The 15,146-nt window shown below is 54.7% G+C and carries 14 protein-coding genes; 6 read left to right on the top strand and 8 right to left on the bottom strand.

Features of this window, described 5'->3' with window-relative positions; translation table 11 throughout:
* Nucleotides 1–126: 126 nt before the first annotated feature.
* From HZS52_RS16405 to gloB, 6 genes are all read right to left on the bottom strand, one after another.
* Nucleotides 127–1,710 (bottom strand): ABC transporter ATP-binding protein, encoded by a 1,584-nt coding sequence (locus HZS52_RS16405; RefSeq protein ID WP_190373170.1) that lies wholly within the window; start codon nt 1,708–1,710, stop codon nt 127–129.
* Nucleotides 1,703–2,779 (bottom strand): ABC transporter permease, encoded by a 1,077-nt coding sequence (locus HZS52_RS16410; RefSeq protein ID WP_190373171.1) that lies wholly within the window; start codon nt 2,777–2,779, stop codon nt 1,703–1,705. Before HZS52_RS16410 ends, HZS52_RS16405 begins: the two co-directional genes overlap by 8 nt.
* Nucleotides 2,780–2,781: 2 nt before the next feature.
* Nucleotides 2,782–3,855 carry a microcin C ABC transporter permease YejB gene (locus HZS52_RS16415; protein ID WP_007114307.1) on the bottom strand — a complete coding sequence of 358 codons (1,074 nt, stop codon included), beginning with the start codon at nt 3,853–3,855 and terminating at the stop codon, nt 2,782–2,784.
* A 77-nt stretch (nt 3,856–3,932) separates the two neighbouring features.
* Nucleotides 3,933–5,873 (bottom strand): extracellular solute-binding protein, encoded by a 1,941-nt coding sequence (locus HZS52_RS16420; protein ID WP_190373172.1) that lies wholly within the window; start codon nt 5,871–5,873, stop codon nt 3,933–3,935.
* A gap of 42 nt (nt 5,874–5,915) precedes the next feature.
* Entirely contained in the window at nt 5,916–7,139 is a 1,224-nt protein-coding gene (locus tag HZS52_RS16425; protein WP_009287827.1) for a transglycosylase SLT domain-containing protein, read from the bottom strand.
* Between the two features lie 30 nt (nt 7,140–7,169).
* The gene (gene gloB / locus HZS52_RS16430; protein ID WP_009287828.1) at nt 7,170–7,937 is read right to left on the bottom strand and encodes a hydroxyacylglutathione hydrolase; all 768 of its coding nucleotides are present in this window, start codon (nt 7,935–7,937) and stop codon (nt 7,170–7,172) included.
* 111 nt (nt 7,938–8,048) lie between these two features.
* On the opposite strand from gloB, the gene HZS52_RS16435 reads away from it, so the two are divergent.
* From HZS52_RS16435 to nudC, 4 genes are read left to right on the top strand one after another with little or no spacing between them, the layout of a single operon-like run.
* On the top strand, nt 8,049–8,951 hold the full coding sequence (locus tag HZS52_RS16435) for a class I SAM-dependent methyltransferase (protein WP_138801556.1): 903 nt from the start codon (nt 8,049–8,051) through the stop codon (nt 8,949–8,951).
* Complete coding sequence (gene rnhA / locus HZS52_RS16440; RefSeq protein ID WP_022523349.1) at nt 8,944–9,414, top strand: ribonuclease HI; 471 nt, start codon at nt 8,944–8,946, stop codon at nt 9,412–9,414. Before HZS52_RS16435 ends, rnhA begins: the two co-directional genes overlap by 8 nt.
* Complete coding sequence (gene dnaQ / locus HZS52_RS16445; protein WP_138801557.1) at nt 9,414–10,154, top strand: DNA polymerase III subunit epsilon; 741 nt, start codon at nt 9,414–9,416, stop codon at nt 10,152–10,154. The genes rnhA and dnaQ overlap by 1 nt, the downstream gene beginning before the upstream one ends.
* Entirely contained in the window at nt 10,147–10,932 is a 786-nt protein-coding gene (gene nudC / locus HZS52_RS16450; protein WP_190373173.1) for an NAD(+) diphosphatase, read from the top strand. Before dnaQ ends, nudC begins: the two co-directional genes overlap by 8 nt.
* A 25-nt stretch (nt 10,933–10,957) precedes the next feature.
* Here the strand turns inward: nudC and HZS52_RS16455 are convergent, their stop codons facing one another.
* A complete protein-coding gene (locus tag HZS52_RS16455; protein ID WP_022523352.1) occupies nt 10,958–11,269 on the bottom strand; it encodes an SCP2 sterol-binding domain-containing protein in 312 nt (103 codons plus the stop codon).
* 181 nt (nt 11,270–11,450) lie between these two features.
* Between HZS52_RS16455 and sohB the strand changes: the two genes are divergently transcribed.
* Nucleotides 11,451–12,494, top strand: coding sequence for a protease SohB (gene sohB, locus HZS52_RS16460; RefSeq protein WP_022523353.1), 1,044 nt, complete (start codon nt 11,451–11,453; stop codon nt 12,492–12,494).
* Between the two features lie 17 nt (nt 12,495–12,511).
* On the opposite strand, the gene HZS52_RS16465 is transcribed toward sohB, so the two are convergent.
* Nucleotides 12,512–12,832: an ArsR/SmtB family transcription factor gene (locus HZS52_RS16465; protein WP_022523354.1), complete on the bottom strand. Its 321-nt coding sequence runs from the start codon at nt 12,830–12,832 to the stop codon at nt 12,512–12,514.
* Between the two features lie 278 nt (nt 12,833–13,110).
* On the opposite strand from HZS52_RS16465, the gene HZS52_RS16470 reads away from it, so the two are divergent.
* Nucleotides 13,111–15,084, top strand: a complete 1,974-nt coding sequence (locus HZS52_RS16470; RefSeq protein ID WP_263364928.1) for a propionyl-CoA synthetase — start codon at nt 13,111–13,113, stop codon at nt 15,082–15,084.
* Nucleotides 15,085–15,146 lie beyond the last annotated feature (62 nt).

Genomic DNA, 15,146 nt, shown 5'->3' on the forward strand with positions numbered 1-15,146 from the left:
AGGTCTCTATTAGCCGCTTCCCAAAAGGGTAAGCGGCTTTATTTTATCTGGATATTTATACCGTTATCTTAGTTCTGCCACCAACAATAGCAAGTATCGTGACTCGATAAAGTTAGTAAGTCAGAACTAGTGAGTCAGATGCGCAGCGGCAATCAACGCTTGAGTATAAGCGTGCTGTGGCGCTGAAAGCACCTCTAGGCAGGGGCCTTGTTCGACCACTTCGCCATCCTTGAGCACCATAATACGGTGTGCCATGGCACGCACAACGGCTAAGTCATGGCTTATGAATAAATAACATAGCTGACGGCGTGCCTGCAAATCGCGCAACAGGGCGACTAGCTGCTTCTGCACGGTACGGTCTAACGCCGAGGTTGGCTCATCCAGCACCAATAGTTCCGGTTCTAAGATAATCGCTCTTGCCACGGCAATGCGCTGGCGCTGACCGCCGGAGAACTCGTGGGGGTAGCGCGCGGCACAGCTCTCGGGCAAACCTACCTCGTGCAGCGTTTGATTAACCCGCTGGGTGACTTCTTCAGTGGTGAGATGGGGGTAGTGAAAGCGCAGCCCCTCGCTGACGATATCAAACACTGGCATACGCGGTGAAAGCGCGCCATAGGGGTCTTGAAACACCATTTGCAGGCGATGGCGGTGGCGGCGTAACGCATCGCCGGTTAGGGCGCTTAGTTTATCCTTGCCAAGGGTAACATCGCCTTGGCTAGTGACCAGCCGCATGACCGCTGACGCTAGCGTGGTTTTACCCGAGCCGGACTCACCCACAATGCCCAGGGTTTCTCCCGGCGCAATGTGGAAATCAGTGGGTTGAAGTGCCACGAAAGCGGGCGGCTGACGCTTGAACAGGCTGGTTTTAGGCCGCTTGAAACTGACGCTCAACTGACGCGCTGTTAGTAGCGGGGCGGTCTGCTCAATATGCTGGGGCCTACCTTCCGGTTCTGCGGCTAGCAGCGCCTTCGTGTAATCGCTTTGCGGGTGTTGAAAGACCTGCTCCACCGGGCCGATCTCCTTAATACGGCCCTGATACATGACGCAGATACGATCCGCATAACGGCGCACCAGATTCAAGTCGTGGCTGATAAACAGCATACCCATGCCATGGTGATCGCGTAGTTCACGCAGCAGGGCGAGAATGTCCTGTTGCACGGTGACGTCCAGCGCTGTTGTCGGCTCATCGGCAATCAGCAGCGATGGGTTATTGGCAATCGCCATGGCAATCATCACCCGTTGGCGCTGCCCCCCCGAAAGCTGGTGGGGCCAGGCATCCAACAGCTCATCAGGTCGCGGCAGTTTCACCTGTTCCAATAGCGCTTTGCTGCGTTGGCGGGCGGCCTCGCCACGCAGCCCCTGATGAAGGCGGAGCGCTTCACCAATTTGCTTACCCACGCGGTGGAGTGGGTTAAGAGAGGTCATCGGTTCTTGAAAGATAAAGCCGACGCGATTACCGCGTATAGCGTTCCACTGGGCTTCGGTTAAATTGGCCAGATTGGTATCACCCAGCCAGCGTTCACCCTCAACGCTAGCGTTACTGGGTAGCAGATTTACCATGCCCAACGCCGATACGGATTTGCCGGAGCCGGACTCACCGACAATGGCCAGGGTTTCGCCCGCATTGAGGGTAAGCGAGAGTGACTGCACCACCGGGTTGCCATCAAAAACGACATCAAGATGTTCAATGCGCAGCAGGGGATTAGGCATGCTGAGTCTCCTGGGCAGTACCCGCTTGGCGCTGCTGCACGTGACGGGGATCAAAGGCATCGCGCAAGCCTTCGCCGATAAAGACCAGCAGAGAGAGCATGATGGCCAGAGTCATAAACGCCGTAATACCCAGCCACGGAGCATGAAGATTATTTTTGCCCTGGGCTGCCAGTTCGCCTAGCGAGGGAGCGCCGGGGGGCAGGCCGAAACCGAGGAAATCCAGTGCGGTGAGCGTGCCAATGGCGCCGGTAAACAGAAATGGAATAAACGTCAGGGTGGCCACCATGGCATTGGGCAGCACGTGACGCCACATAATCAAGCGAGACGGCAGACCCATGGCTTTGGCCGCGCGCACATACTCCAGATTGCGCGCACGCAGGAACTCGGCACGTACGATGTCGACCAGGCCCAACCACGAGAAGAGCAGCATAATCCCCAGCAACCACCAAAATCCCGGTTGCACAAAGCTGGCCAAAATAATCAGCAGGAACAGCACCGGCAAGCCAGACCAAATTTCGGTGAACCGCTGACCGATCAAATCAATTTTGCCGCCAAAGTAGCCTTGTACACCGCCTATTGCTACACCCATCACTAATGACCCGGCAGTGAGTACCAGGGCAAAGGCCACCGAAAGCCGGAAACCATAAATCACCCGTGCGGTTACATCCCGCCCCTGGTCATCGGTGCCCAGCCAGTGGCGGCTATCCGGCGGGGCCGGAGAGGGGCGGGTCATATTCATATCCAGGGTCTGATAGGAAAAAGGAATGATGGGCCACAGCGCCCAGCCGTGGTCTTTAATCTGTTGCTGCACAAAGGGATCCAGATAGTCCGTGCGGGTGGGTAGGAAGCCACCAAATTCGGTTTCCGGATAGTCCACTAGCATGGGGAAGTACCACTGGTCGTCGTACTGCATAATGATTGGTTTGTCGTTGGCAATCAGCTCGGCAAACAGGCTAAGGATAAACAGCGCGGCAAATAGCCAGAGGGACACCCGGGCACGACGATTGGCTTTAAAAGCCGCCAGTCGCCGGCGAGTAATGGGTGATAAACGTGACGATAACGAGGCCATTATCACGACTCCCGGGTCGAAAAATCGATACGCGGGTCGACCCACACGTAAGTCAAATCGGAAATCAGCTTGAGGATTAAGCCGATTACGGTATACAGGAAGAGGGTGCCAAATATCACCGGATAATCCCGCTGCATGACCGCTTCAAAACCGAGCAGGCCTAGCCCATCTAGGGAGAAGATTACTTCGATGAGCAGCGCGCCGGTGAAGAAAATACCGATCATGGCGGCGGGTAGGCCCGCGATAATAATCAGCATGGCATTGCGAAACACATGGCCGTAAAGCACGCGCCGCTCGTCGGCCCCCTTGGCGCGGGCGGTAATTACATACTGCTTGTGAATCTCATCGAGAAAGCTGTTTTTGGTTAGCATCGTCAGCGTGGCAAAGCTGCCAATCGAGGCGGCGATAACCGGCAGTGTGATATGCCAGAAGTAGTCTTTGACCTTGCCCCAGGCTGAAAGCTGGTCGAAGTCGGGTGAGGTCAAACCGCGTAAAGGGAATAAGTCCCAGTAGGTGCCTCCGGCAAACAGCACAATAAGCAGGATGGCAAACAGGAAGCCCGGAATGGCATAGCCGACAATCACTAACCCCGAAGACCAGACGTCAAACCGGGAGCCGTGGCGTAGCGCTTTTTTAATGCCTAACGGGATGGAGATTAAGTAGACCAGCAGTGTCGTCCAGAGCCCTAGAGATATGGATACCGGCAGACGCTCAATCATCAGCTCGGTGACCGGGCGGTCGCGGAAGAAACTGGTGCCAAAATCGAGGGTGAGGTAATCCGCCATCATGCCGATAAAGCGTTCATGGGCGGGTTTGTCAAAACCAAACTGCTGCTCTAGCTGTTCGATAAAGCGTGGGTCAATACCTCGGGCTCCCCGGGAGTCATCGCTGACTTGGACATCGGCGCCCCCCATATCCAAGCGAGTGCTGGCCATGGCGTCGGCGCCTTCAAAACGCGCCAGCATCTGATCAATTGGCCCGCCCGGCGCCGCCTGAACAATAATAAAATTGAGTAGCATGATCCCGAAAAGGGTCGGAATCATTAGCAGCAGTCGGCGTAGGGTATAACGGGCCACAGAGCACTCCGAGGTTTATGACGATGAATCCGTTGAGGACAAGCCGTTGCGCTTAAGCAGCTATAATTGGACCAAAGTTAACGGCCGCGCTGGCGGCGCTGCAGCTCTGCTTCACGGTCGGTGTCTACCCACCACGCATCCAGATCCATGGCGTATTTAGGGAAGGGTTCGGGGTAGCCGAACTTATCCCAAATGGCGATGCGTGTCTCCCCAGAGTGGTAGTGGGGAATCACATAAAACCCCCAGCGCAGCACCCGATCCAGCGCGCGCGTGGCGGTATCCAACTCTTCACGGCCACCAGCACTAATGATCTCCTCCACCAACGCATCGACCGCCGGATGTGCCAGCGCCATCCGATTACGGCTTTGCGGTGCCTCGGCGGCGGCGCTGGTCCAGAAGTCGCGCTGTTCATTGCCCGGGTTGTTCGACTGAGGGAAATGACTGATCACTATGTCATAGTCATAATTACGCTGCCGGTTTAAATATTGATTAATATCAACGATACGCAGCGATGTCTGCACCCCCAAGCGGGCCATGTTGCGAAGCATGGGTTGAACGACCCGTTCAAGGCCTGAGTCATAGAGCAATACTTCGAGGCTTAACGGCCGTCCAGTCTCCTGATTGACTAGCACGCCGTCCTCTACGCGATAACCTGCCTCACGCAGCAGGTCGAGCGCTTTGCGCAGCCTCTCGCGCAAATCAGTGGGCTGCTCAATGGGCAGCGGCTCGGTAAAGAGACGGTCAGAGCCGTGAGAGGCTATTAACGCTTCGTGAAAAGGCTCCAATAGTGCCAGTTCTTCTTCAGAGGGTAAGCCGGTGGCTTCCATTTCAGAGTTTTGGAAAAAACTCTTGGTGCGCTGGTAAGTGCCGTAAAAAATATTGGTGTTGAGCCACGGAAAATCAAAGGTCAGGCTCAGTGCTTCCCGCACCCTCGGATCCTGAAATTTCTCTTTACGCAGGTTGAAGACAAACGCCTGCATCATAGAGGGGTTAACATCAGGCACTGTTAGCCGCTTAACCAAGCCCTCTTCATAGGCTGGAAAATTATAGCCAATCGCCCAGGTGGCGGCGCGTGCATCGGTACGGAAGTCCGTCAGTCCCGCTTTAAAAGCTTCCCAGGCAATATCGCGGTCACGGTAGTAGTCGTAAATGATGCGATCAATATTGTATCGGCCAACGTTGACCGGCAAATCTTTACCCCAATAATCTTCATCGCGCTGATAAACAATTCGCCTACCTGGGTCTACTTCGCTAATGCGATAGGGCCCGGAGCCTGGGTGTGCCGCAAGGGTGGGGGAGGTGAATTCGCGGGGCTCCCAGTAGTGGCGGGGGAGTATGGGTAACTGGGCGACGATTAACGGCAGCTCTCGGGATTGAGTGTCGTTGAAGGTGAACCGTACCTGATGCTCATTGAGGGCGATGGCTTCTTCCACTCCCGCGTAGTAACTGGCGTAAAACGGATTTCCCTCTTCGCGGAGCAGATTAAGCGAGAACACCACATCGTAGGCCGTGACAGGTTCCCCATCTTGAAAACGCGCTTCAGGGCGCAGGTCGAACTCAATCCACTCCCTGTCAGGGTCAAGGCGCACGCCTTCGGCCAGCAAGCCGTAGAGGCTAAAGGGCTCATTGGGGTTGCTGGCCATAAGGGTGTCATAAATTTGTGAAATGCCGGTAACTGGCGTGCCGCGAATAATAAACGGATTGGTCGAGTCAAAGCTGCTCCCCACGGCGGTATGGGTAATGGTGCCGCCTTTGGGGGCCTGTGGGTTTACGTGAGGGAAGTAGGGGAAGTCGGCTGGCAGCTCGGGGCTATCGTAAAGCGATAACCCATGAACTGTTTCAATAGGAACCACGTTGTTTGCGTCGGTGTTCAAATCACCCACCACATTAGTGTTGGTGGCGGTGATAGACGTCGACTCTGACGCTATTGTTTCGGCGTCTGAAGCCAGTATTGAAACGTTGGACAGCAGGCCACTGATGAGTAGAAGCGTTTTCGCAAAAAACAAACCACGCGGCATTTGAGACATCCCATGTGAACAAAGCCAACTAGTTAACCCGGTTTAACGCCCTGAAAGTGTCAGCAGTTGGCCTGGTTGCAGAGTGCTGGGGCGGTCAATCGCATTCCAGCGTATAAGGTCTTGCTGGTCAATATTATACCGGGCCGCAATCGCAGAGAGACTGTCGCCTCTTTCAACGCGGTGGGTATTGCCACGGCTGTTTTGCGCAAGCGCTTGGTTGCTGTCTTGTGTTTGACTGCCGCCTTGAGAAAGCTGCGCTAGCATCTGGGTATCCACTTCTTCAGGTACCAGCAGTGTCTGAGCACTACGGGGGTCAATGCTGCCATTGAGCAAGCCAGGGTTTAATTCGGCTAACGCGGTTTGGCTGACACCCAGCAGTTGAGAGGCTTCTGAGAGCGTCACTGCTTGGGCCAACTTAACTTTAGCGAAGGCCGGATCAACATGTATTTCCGGCAAGCTGACACCGTACTGCTCAGGGTCGTTAATGATGGTCGCGATGGCTTTCAGTTTGGGCACATACTGCATGGTTTCATAGGGCAGCGAGAGATCCCAGTAATCACCGTTTAGGCCTTGGCTTTGGGCCTGGCGTCGAGCGCGGTTAACGGTGCCTGCGCCGGCGTTATAAGCCGCTAATGAAAGCATCAGATCGCCTTCATACCACTGATCGGCCTGCATTTCCAAGTAGTCCAGCGCCGCTTCGGTGGAGGTTAAAACGTCTAACCGGCCATCGTAGTTTCCGTTGCGTACCAAACCCAATGCATCACCAGTGCCGGGCATAAACTGCCATAGCCCAGCAGCGCCGCGATGACTTCGCGCGCCTGGGTCAAAGGAGCTCTCGACGAAGGGTATTAACGCGACTTCACCAGGCAGGCCACGCTCGCTAACTTGCTGGGTAATCCAGGCAAGCCAGGGAGAGGCGCGTTCGGTGATAGTAGCAATGTTTTCGGGGCTGGAACGGTAGTGCTCAACCCATTCGTCTACCCGTGCTTGGGCCTCGTCTGGCAGTGACTTCTCTTGCCACTGAAAGCTTTTACGCAGCGTTGTCCAAGCGTCCTGAGGTTCCAGCTCCAGCGCCTCCCAAAAATGGATTCGGAACGGCGTGGGGCGTGGTTTTGTAGCGTCTACTGATTTACTGGTTGATGCCGTAGATCCTTCATAGGCTGTCGCAGAGGCTTGTGAGCTTGCCGCAGCGGCTAACATTAGGCCCATTATTACGGTACTGCCAGCGCTCAGCATCAAGCGCTGGCGAATCGTTCGATAGGTCATAGTTGCATTCGTTTGGTTTCGATAGCGTTCTTAAAAACGGTTCTTCCACTCGCGTAGAGTGGTGAACGTAGCGAGATCATCATTATTAACACCCTGGGTGCCTGCCGCTTGGCGCACGCTATCAGTGCCCACACGGAGGTAGGGATTAATTTTCAGCTCGCGTCCTATCGTGCTGGGTAAGGTGGGGCGATCCAATGCCCGCGCCTTTTCACACTCCTGCAAGGCGTGTTTGACGTCTTCGTTTTCAGGATCCGCAGCACGGGCAAACGTTAGGTTTGCCTGAGTGTACTCATGGGCTGCAAAGACCAGTGTATCTTCAGGGAGTTCCGCAAATTTTTTCAGCGCGGTGTACATTTGCTCCGGGGTACCCTCGAATAAACGACCGCAACCCGCGCAAAAAAGGGTATCACCGCAGAACAGTAGTGCAGGGATACCCGCTGTGAAGTAGCTGATATGATCCAGCGTATGGCCGGGGGTCGCCATGACGTCAAACAAGCGACCCATAATGCGGACTTCGTCGCCATCACCCACGGTTTCATCGATGCCTTCAATCTTGGGATTGTCGGGGCCGATAACGTGCGGAGAGTAGCGTTTAATTAATTCTGCTAAACCACCGGTATGATCATGATGATGGTGAGTAATCAGAATGCAGCTTAGGGTGAGCGACTCACGCTCAAGAAACTCGATCACCGGGGCAGCTTCACCGGGATCCACCACACAAACGCTTTGACTGGTATCTTGTCTTAATAGCCAAATATAGTTGTCGCTAAGGGCGGGGATCGGTGTCACGCTCATCATCGGCGAGATCCTTTAAGTTACGAAAAAACACATCAAACATTGCGCTTATTAGCGCTAAATCGGTGCGTAAAAGGCGTTAAAAAGCCGTTACTGTGGAGGGAAGCGCTGTTCATGTCAAATTCGACGATGGCCACGACACTGGCTAAGCGCTTACAAAGTAGCCAGCCTTATTGGCAAACAGAGGCGGGGCGTTCGCTGTGGGAAACACAGCGTGCCTGCTTAGGGCCCGTTGTGGAATCGCGTGTGGGCGGCCACAGCTTGGAAATGAGCATGGGGCCGGCACTGATGACCATGTCGGCCATTGCGCACCCCATACGCTGGTTGCCTACGCGTCAGTTAGCCGAAAACGATAGCACCTTGGTATGCCCACCGGATCAGCTTGCGCTGCCGGATCGCTGTTTAGATGTGATGGTCATCCACCACTGGCTTGAGCACTTAACCGATGCCCACTTTACGCTTCAGGAGGCTGCGCGTGTCACTGCTGACAACGGCATTATGGTGCTGTTTGGTTTTAACCCTGTCGGTGTGAGTGGTCTTACCCGGCAGTTGCGAAAGCGCCAACAGACGTTTCCCTTGAGCGGTACCTGGCGCTCGGCTAGCCGCCTGCGGGACTGGTTGGCGTTTGTCGACTTTGAGGTGGAGCGGGTAGACTATTGCTGTTTCAGGGGGCGGATGAACGCCAAGTGCGGTGAGTATTGGGAGTCGTTAGGGCGGCGGCATAACCTGCCGCTGGGCGAAAGTTATATGATTCAAGCACGCCGACAGCAGCGCCAAGCGCCAGTGCAGCGTTTGAAATTTGGTTTGAAGGCGCCAGTGTCCCCGGCGTCGTTGGGAGTTACCCGCTCAGGCTCATCCACCCACTACCAAGCTTATCAAACGCCTCCCGCTAGAACATCGCAAGCCAAAACACGGCAAACGGATAGGCACACAGCTGATTCAAATAAAGCTGATCCACAGAAGCCTGTTTTACATAAATCTGTTTTACATAGACCGGGGGATCAGGAGATTGACTAAAGAGGCGGCGGGAGATCTACCTCGGGTAACGGTGTATACCGATGGGGCTTGTAGGGGCAACCCAGGGCCCGGCGGATGGGGCGTCGTGCTGGCGAGTGGCGAGCATGAGAAAACCTTGAAAGGCTATGAAGCAGATACCACTAATAATCGCATGGAGTTAATGGCTGCGATTATGGCGCTACGCACCCTCAATACCCCTTGTGAAGTGGCGCTTTGGACTGACTCCCAATATGTACGCCAGGGGATTACCCAGTGGATTCATAACTGGATCAAGCGCGGCTGGAAAACCGCTGCCAAGCAGCCGGTCAAAAATGCCGAACTGTGGAAGACCCTGCACGAAGAGACCCAGCGCCACCAAGTCGAGTGGCACTGGGTAAAAGGGCATAGCGGCCACCCTGGCAACGAGCGCGCCGATGCGCTGGCCAATGAAGCGATTGATGAGCACCAAAAGAGGAGAGCATGATGCGTCAGGTGATCTTGGATACTGAAACCACGGGTATTGACCCCAAAGATGGCCATCGCCTAGTCGAAATTGGTGCTATTGAGATGGTCAATCGACGCTTCACTGGTCGCACTTATCACCAATACATCAATCCTGAGCGGCATATCGATGCTGAAGTAGTCGCCGTTCACGGGATTGATGACGCCAAAGTCGCTGACGAGCCGGTCTTCGCGGCAATTGCCGATGAGTTTTGGGCATTTATTGAAGGCGCAGAGCTGGTGATTCATAACGCCCCCTTCGATGTGGGCTTTATTGACCACGAGCTGGGCATGTTGAATCGGCAGCGTAAATCCCCTGTGTTGGGGCCGGTAAGCGATCATTGTGGCGTATTAGATACGCTGACCATGGCGCGGAAGATGCACCCCGGTCAGCGCAACAGTCTTGATGCATTGTGCAAACGCTACGATATCGACAATGGCCACCGGGTACTGCACGGCGCACTGTTAGATTCTGAAATCCTCGCCGAAGTCTACCTGGCGATGACCGGTGGACAGACCGCGCTGACCTTGGACGCGGCCTCCGCAGCGGAACAGGAGCAGGCGGATACCTCCAATGAAGGAATGTCGATTCAGCGGCTTTCTTTAACGCCGGGCCAGTTGCGCGTGGTGCGGCCAACAGACGAAGAGCGAGCGGCCCATCAGGCCAAGTGCGAGGCGCATCAATTGAACTGGTTTGAGGAGGGTGCGGCCAGCGATGCTTAGGCGAGAAATCCCCCATCACGAACAAGCTGGTCGGGTTATTCGGCTGTCGCGTAGCCTATTGGCGCCCGCACCGTTAAACGGTAGTGAAGAGTTGACCCCGCTGCAGCCCTATCAACCCTGGACAGAGCAGATGCAGCCGCTGTGTTACTGGGATGATGAACCGGTGGCGCTGCTTGTGGAATCCCAAGCTGGAAACGATTGGATTGATGGTCGTCAATGGATGAGCGAGCTTTCAACCGTTTGGTTTAGCCTGCTTTCCACGGCGCTGCAGGTAGGTGCTTGGTTAGAGAATCACCGTTTCTGCGGCCGCTGTGGTGCACCGGCCACCAAGCTAACTGCGGAATTTGCTATGCACTGCCACGCCTGTGGGCACCGCAACTATCCGCGTATCTCACCGTGTATTATCACGCTGGTGACCAGCGGGGAGGCGATGCTGCTTGCCCGCAGTCCGCGCTTTCCACCCGGGCACTACTCCACCTTGGCGGGTTTTATCGAGCCTGGGGAGTCAGCGGAAGAGGCGGTGCATCGTGAAGTGTTTGAGGAAGTGGGCGTGCATATCGATCAACTGCGTTATCACCAAAGTCAGGCGTGGCCATTCCCGCACTCGTTGATGTTTGGTTACTTCGCCGAAGCCACCACCCGGCGCATTCGCATCGATGGGGTGGAAATTAGCGATGCGGCGTGGTTTTCACCTCGTCAGTTGCCCTCTCTGCCGCCGCCTTACTCGATATCCCGCGAACTAATCGAAACCCATTTGGCACGCTGGCGCGAAGAGTAAGCGGCGCCGCGTGCCGATATGACGATTACTCGCTAGGGAATAAGCTAGTCAGCTTAGTGGCCAGCATGACATTACCAGTCGCTTTTAGCTTACCGGTCATAAAGGCCGTCATACCATTGATCTCACCGCTCATAATGCCTTTTAGCGTGTCAGTGGTTAGGCTTAAGCTGACAGAAGGATCGTCGTGCTCACCCTCTTGTACGTCCAGCGTGCCATCTTGGATATTTAAGTAGTAGCTGCCCGCATCGGTAAAGTGAAACTGGAAAACTTCATCCATGCCCTTTGCCGCTTCCGGATTAAAACGCGCTTTTAACTTCTCAAGGGTGTTGTTTGACATAACATATCTCTCGGTTAAGTAGATCAGGCTAAGGCTAGCGACCAGAGCCAAAAGAAACAATCGTAAAGGCAAGCGAGGTTATTTCATACGGGCGTTCCAATCAAGCGCGCTAGTCACTATCAGCATACGCATATACAACGTACGAGCTATAAAGGAATTAATCCTCTAATGGAGAACGTCAATGAGTGAATGGGTAGCAGAGATAGGCACCTTTGTTGTGCAAACCACCATCGTGATGGCGCTGATAGGCTTTGGCCTGCTGCTGATTGCACGAACCAAGCAGGACAAAGAGAGCGAGCTGAAACTCACGATCGAGCCACTTAACGATCAACGACGCCGCCGTGTCCGGCGTTTGCGGCTGGCTGCCACGCTCCCTGGTGCGCGCAAAAAACTGCTGAAACTATTTCGCAGTGAAGATAAAAAGCGTCACAAGGAGCACAAAACGGAGCAAGACGGCGCCTCAGCGCCAAGGGTTTGGGTGCTCGACTTCCATGGCGATCTGAAAGCCTCGCAAACCGAGCATTTTGCTCAAGAGGTATCGGCCATCATCGGTGTCGCCGCTAAGGAAGACGAGGTAGTGGTGCGTCTTGAGTCCGCGGGTGGCCTGGTGCATGCCTATGGGTTGGCAGCGGCGCAGTTAGACCGGCTGCGTACGGCGGGGTTAAACACAACCGTCTGTATCGACAAGGTGGCGGCAAGCGGTGGTTACCTGATGGCCTGTACTGCACAGCACATCAAGGCCGCGCCTTTCGCAGTGATTGGTTCCATCGGCGTGGTGGCACAAGTTCCCAATATTCATCGCCTGCTTAAGCGCCATGATGTTGACGTCGAACTGCTTACCGCCGGTAAATACAAACGTACCTTAACCGTGCTGGGTGAAAATACCGAAGAGGGTAAAGCGAAGTTCTTGGAGGATTTAGAGAATACGCACCGCTTGTTTAAAGGCTATGTGGCAGAACGGCGTCCCAGCATGGATATTGACACCCTCGCCACAGGCGAGATTTGGTACGGTAGCGAGGCGCTATCTTTACAGCTTGTCGACAGCGTAGGGACTAGCGAAGCCTATCTGGTAGAACGTATGACCGAGGCGCAAGTATTCACAGTGAAGCTAGAAGCCCCTAAAACCGTCAGTCGTAAACTGGGGTTGGCCATTTCAGAAGGTGTTGAAAAAGCAGCGCTGAAAGCGCTTGGTCTAATCGACGCCGCTGGGTGGCAGCGGCGCTGAGATTAAACCCTGAAGCGTTATGCAGCGTAATGGTGTGCCAAGGTGTCAATCACGGCCTTGGCGCTTTCGCTGCTTAACGAATAATAGATGGTTTGTGACTCCCGTCGGGTATCGACGAGCTCATCACGCCGCAAAATAGCCAGATGTTGCGAAAGTGCCGACTGACTTAACGCAAGCTGTTGATTAATTTGCGTCACTGACAGCTCTTTCTCGGCAAGAAGGCAGAGGATTTGCAGCCGTTTTTCATTGGCCAACGCTTTTAGCAGGTTGGTTCCCGCCTCAATAGCGCGACAGTTATGTTCAAGCAGGCGTGTAGCGGCGCTTGTAGAAGCAGACATAATGATCTCCTTGCCTACACTGTTACATCAGCGTTTTATAAGCATTGTTTTAAAGGCGTCGTTTTAAAGGCATTGCTGTACGTTGTCGAGGCATCGTCGCGTCGCGAGGACCATGTTGTTTAATGATCAGTAATTTAGCGAGTTTTGTCCAAACTTCTGTTTAACGGTTAATCAATGGTAGTCATTCGACATCTTGTCGACAATGTTGGTGCCTGTCTACCGCTTTGGTCGCTATTTAGCCCATAGTATGAGGGCGAAATATCGGTTTCCTTTATAAAGTGTCAACAATTCTCCTTGATCGTTACTACAAAAAAGATAGGGATACCATGAACCGCTACCAACACACCTTCCAACGCTCCATCGAACACCCTGAATCGTTCTGGGCCGAGCAGGCCAAACGTATTCCCTGGTATACGCCGCCCAAAACCATTCTCAGCTACGATGAGCAGAGCCCTGGGAAAGAGCATGCTCGTTGGTTCAGCGACGGTGAAATGAATCTTAGCTACGCTGCACTGGATTATCATGTCGAAAATGGGCGCGGTGATCAGGCGGCGATTTTCTGGGATTCGCCTGCCGCACAAGCCAAGCTCACCCTTAGCTACCGCGAAATGCGCGATAAAGTGGCGTATTTCGCGGGGGCGCTAACGCAACTAGGCATCACTAAGGGGGATCGCGTGGTGATTTATATGCCGATGATCCCCGAAGCGCTGGTGGCCATGTACGCCTGCGCGCGGCTTGGCGCTATTCACTCGGTGGTATTTGGTGGCTTCGCCCCCCATGAGCTGGCGGCGCGGATTGAAGACGCCGAGCCTAAAGTGGTGGTTGCCGCTTCCTGCGGTATCGAGCTGGGCAAGGTGTTGCCCTATAAGCCAATGGTAGACCAAGCCGTTGAATTAAGCGCCCATAAGCCGGATGCCTGCGTCGTTTATCAGCGTGAAGCGCACCGGGCTGAACTGGAGGAGGGCGATTACGACTGGGAAGAGTTGGTTGCGAAGGCGCCGTTTGCTGAATGCGTGCCGGTGAAGGGAACCGACCCGCTGTATATCCTCTATACCTCAGGCACCACCGGAAAACCCAAAGGTGTTATGCGCGATACGGGTGGCTACGCGGTAGCGCTGGCCTATTCGATGCAGGCGATCTACGCCATGGAGCCCGGTGAAGTGTTCTTTACCGCCTCGGATGTGGGCTGGGTCGTTGGGCATTCCTACATTGTTTACGCCCCCTTGCTACTTGGTTGCACCACGGTGGTATACGAAGGGAAGCCGGTAAAAACTCCCGATGCGGGCAGCTTCTGGCGCTTGATCGAGGAGTACCGGGTGAAGAGTTTCTTCACTGCGCCCACGGCCTTCCGTGCGATTAAGAAAGAGGATCCTGATGCTAAACTGTTACTGAACTACGATATCAGCAGCCTAAAGCACCTCTATGTGGCCGGAGAACGCCTCGATCCACCCACGTTTCACTGGCTGGATGACCTTTTGGACGTGCCGGTGATTGATCACTGGTGGCAAACTGAAACCGGCTGGCCCATCGCCGCCAACTTGCCCGGCATAGAGGCCGTGCCCACCAAAGCGGGATCCGCAACGTTCCCCGTTCCTGGCTTCAATGTGCAGGTGCTCAACCGTGATGGTGAACAGGCCAAACCCATGGAGCAGGGCAGTGTAGTGATCAAACAGCCCATGCCGCCAGGTTGTTTGACCGGCGTTTGGCGCGACGAGAAGCGTTTTCATAGCGCTTATATGGCGGCGTTCCCCGGTTATTATTTGACCGGCGATGGCGGTTATTTTGATGAGCAGGGTTATCTGTTCATTATGGGCCGTACCGATGACGTCATTAACGTGGCAGGGCACAGACTCTCGACCGGTGAAATGGAAGAGGTGGTTGGCGCCCATCCCGCGGTGGCCGAGTGCGCGGTGATTGGGATTCATGACGATCTTAAAGGGCAATTGCCGATTGGCCTGGTGATTCCTAAAGATGGTTTTAATGGCGATGAAGCGACACTGGAGGCCGAGCTCATTGCGCGGGTTCGCGAGCATATTGGCCCAATTGCCTGCTTCAAGCAGGTGTTAGTGGTCGACCGCTTACCCAAAACCCGTTCGGGTAAAATTCTGCGCAAGCTACTGCGCACGATTGCCGATGGCAAAGAGTTTGGTATTCCCTCCACCATTGATGACCCCACCAGCCTGACCGATGTTCACGCCGTCATGCGTGAACGCTCGGTAGGTGCCGCTGATAGAGCCACACCGCTGGATTGATGCGGCTACTTTTTATTAGCCAAGTGCGAGGGCATGCAGATTGCCAAGGGGTGGCGGCTTCC

It is taken from the genome of Vreelandella titanicae (genome assembly GCF_014697095.1).
Lineage (GTDB): Bacteria > Pseudomonadota > Gammaproteobacteria > Pseudomonadales > Halomonadaceae > Vreelandella > Vreelandella titanicae.

Bases quoted from the DNA above. Each gene is read 5' to 3' on its own strand.
- HZS52_RS16405 (WP_190373170.1), bottom strand. From the start codon at position 1,710: ATGCCTAATCCCCTGCTGCGCATTGAACATCTTGATGTCGTTTTTGAT.
- HZS52_RS16410 (WP_190373171.1), bottom strand. From the start codon at position 2,779: ATGGCCTCGTTATCGTCACGTTTATCACCCATTACTCGCCGGCGACTG.
- HZS52_RS16420 (WP_190373172.1), bottom strand. From the start codon at position 5,873: ATGCCGCGTGGTTTGTTTTTTGCGAAAACGCTTCTACTCATCAGTGGC.
- HZS52_RS16425 (WP_009287827.1), bottom strand. From the start codon at position 7,139: ATGACCTATCGAACGATTCGCCAGCGCTTGATGCTGAGCGCTGGCAGT.
- gloB (WP_009287828.1), bottom strand. From the start codon at position 7,937: ATGATGAGCGTGACACCGATCCCCGCCCTTAGCGACAACTATATTTGG.
- HZS52_RS16435 (WP_138801556.1), top strand. From the start codon at position 8,049: ATGTCAAATTCGACGATGGCCACGACACTGGCTAAGCGCTTACAAAGT.
- dnaQ (WP_138801557.1), top strand. From the start codon at position 9,414: ATGCGTCAGGTGATCTTGGATACTGAAACCACGGGTATTGACCCCAAA.
- nudC (WP_190373173.1), top strand. From the start codon at position 10,147: ATGCTTAGGCGAGAAATCCCCCATCACGAACAAGCTGGTCGGGTTATT.
- HZS52_RS16455 (WP_022523352.1), bottom strand. From the start codon at position 11,269: ATGTCAAACAACACCCTTGAGAAGTTAAAAGCGCGTTTTAATCCGGAA.
- sohB (WP_022523353.1), top strand. From the start codon at position 11,451: ATGAGTGAATGGGTAGCAGAGATAGGCACCTTTGTTGTGCAAACCACC.
- HZS52_RS16465 (WP_022523354.1), bottom strand. From the start codon at position 12,832: ATGTCTGCTTCTACAAGCGCCGCTACACGCCTGCTTGAACATAACTGT.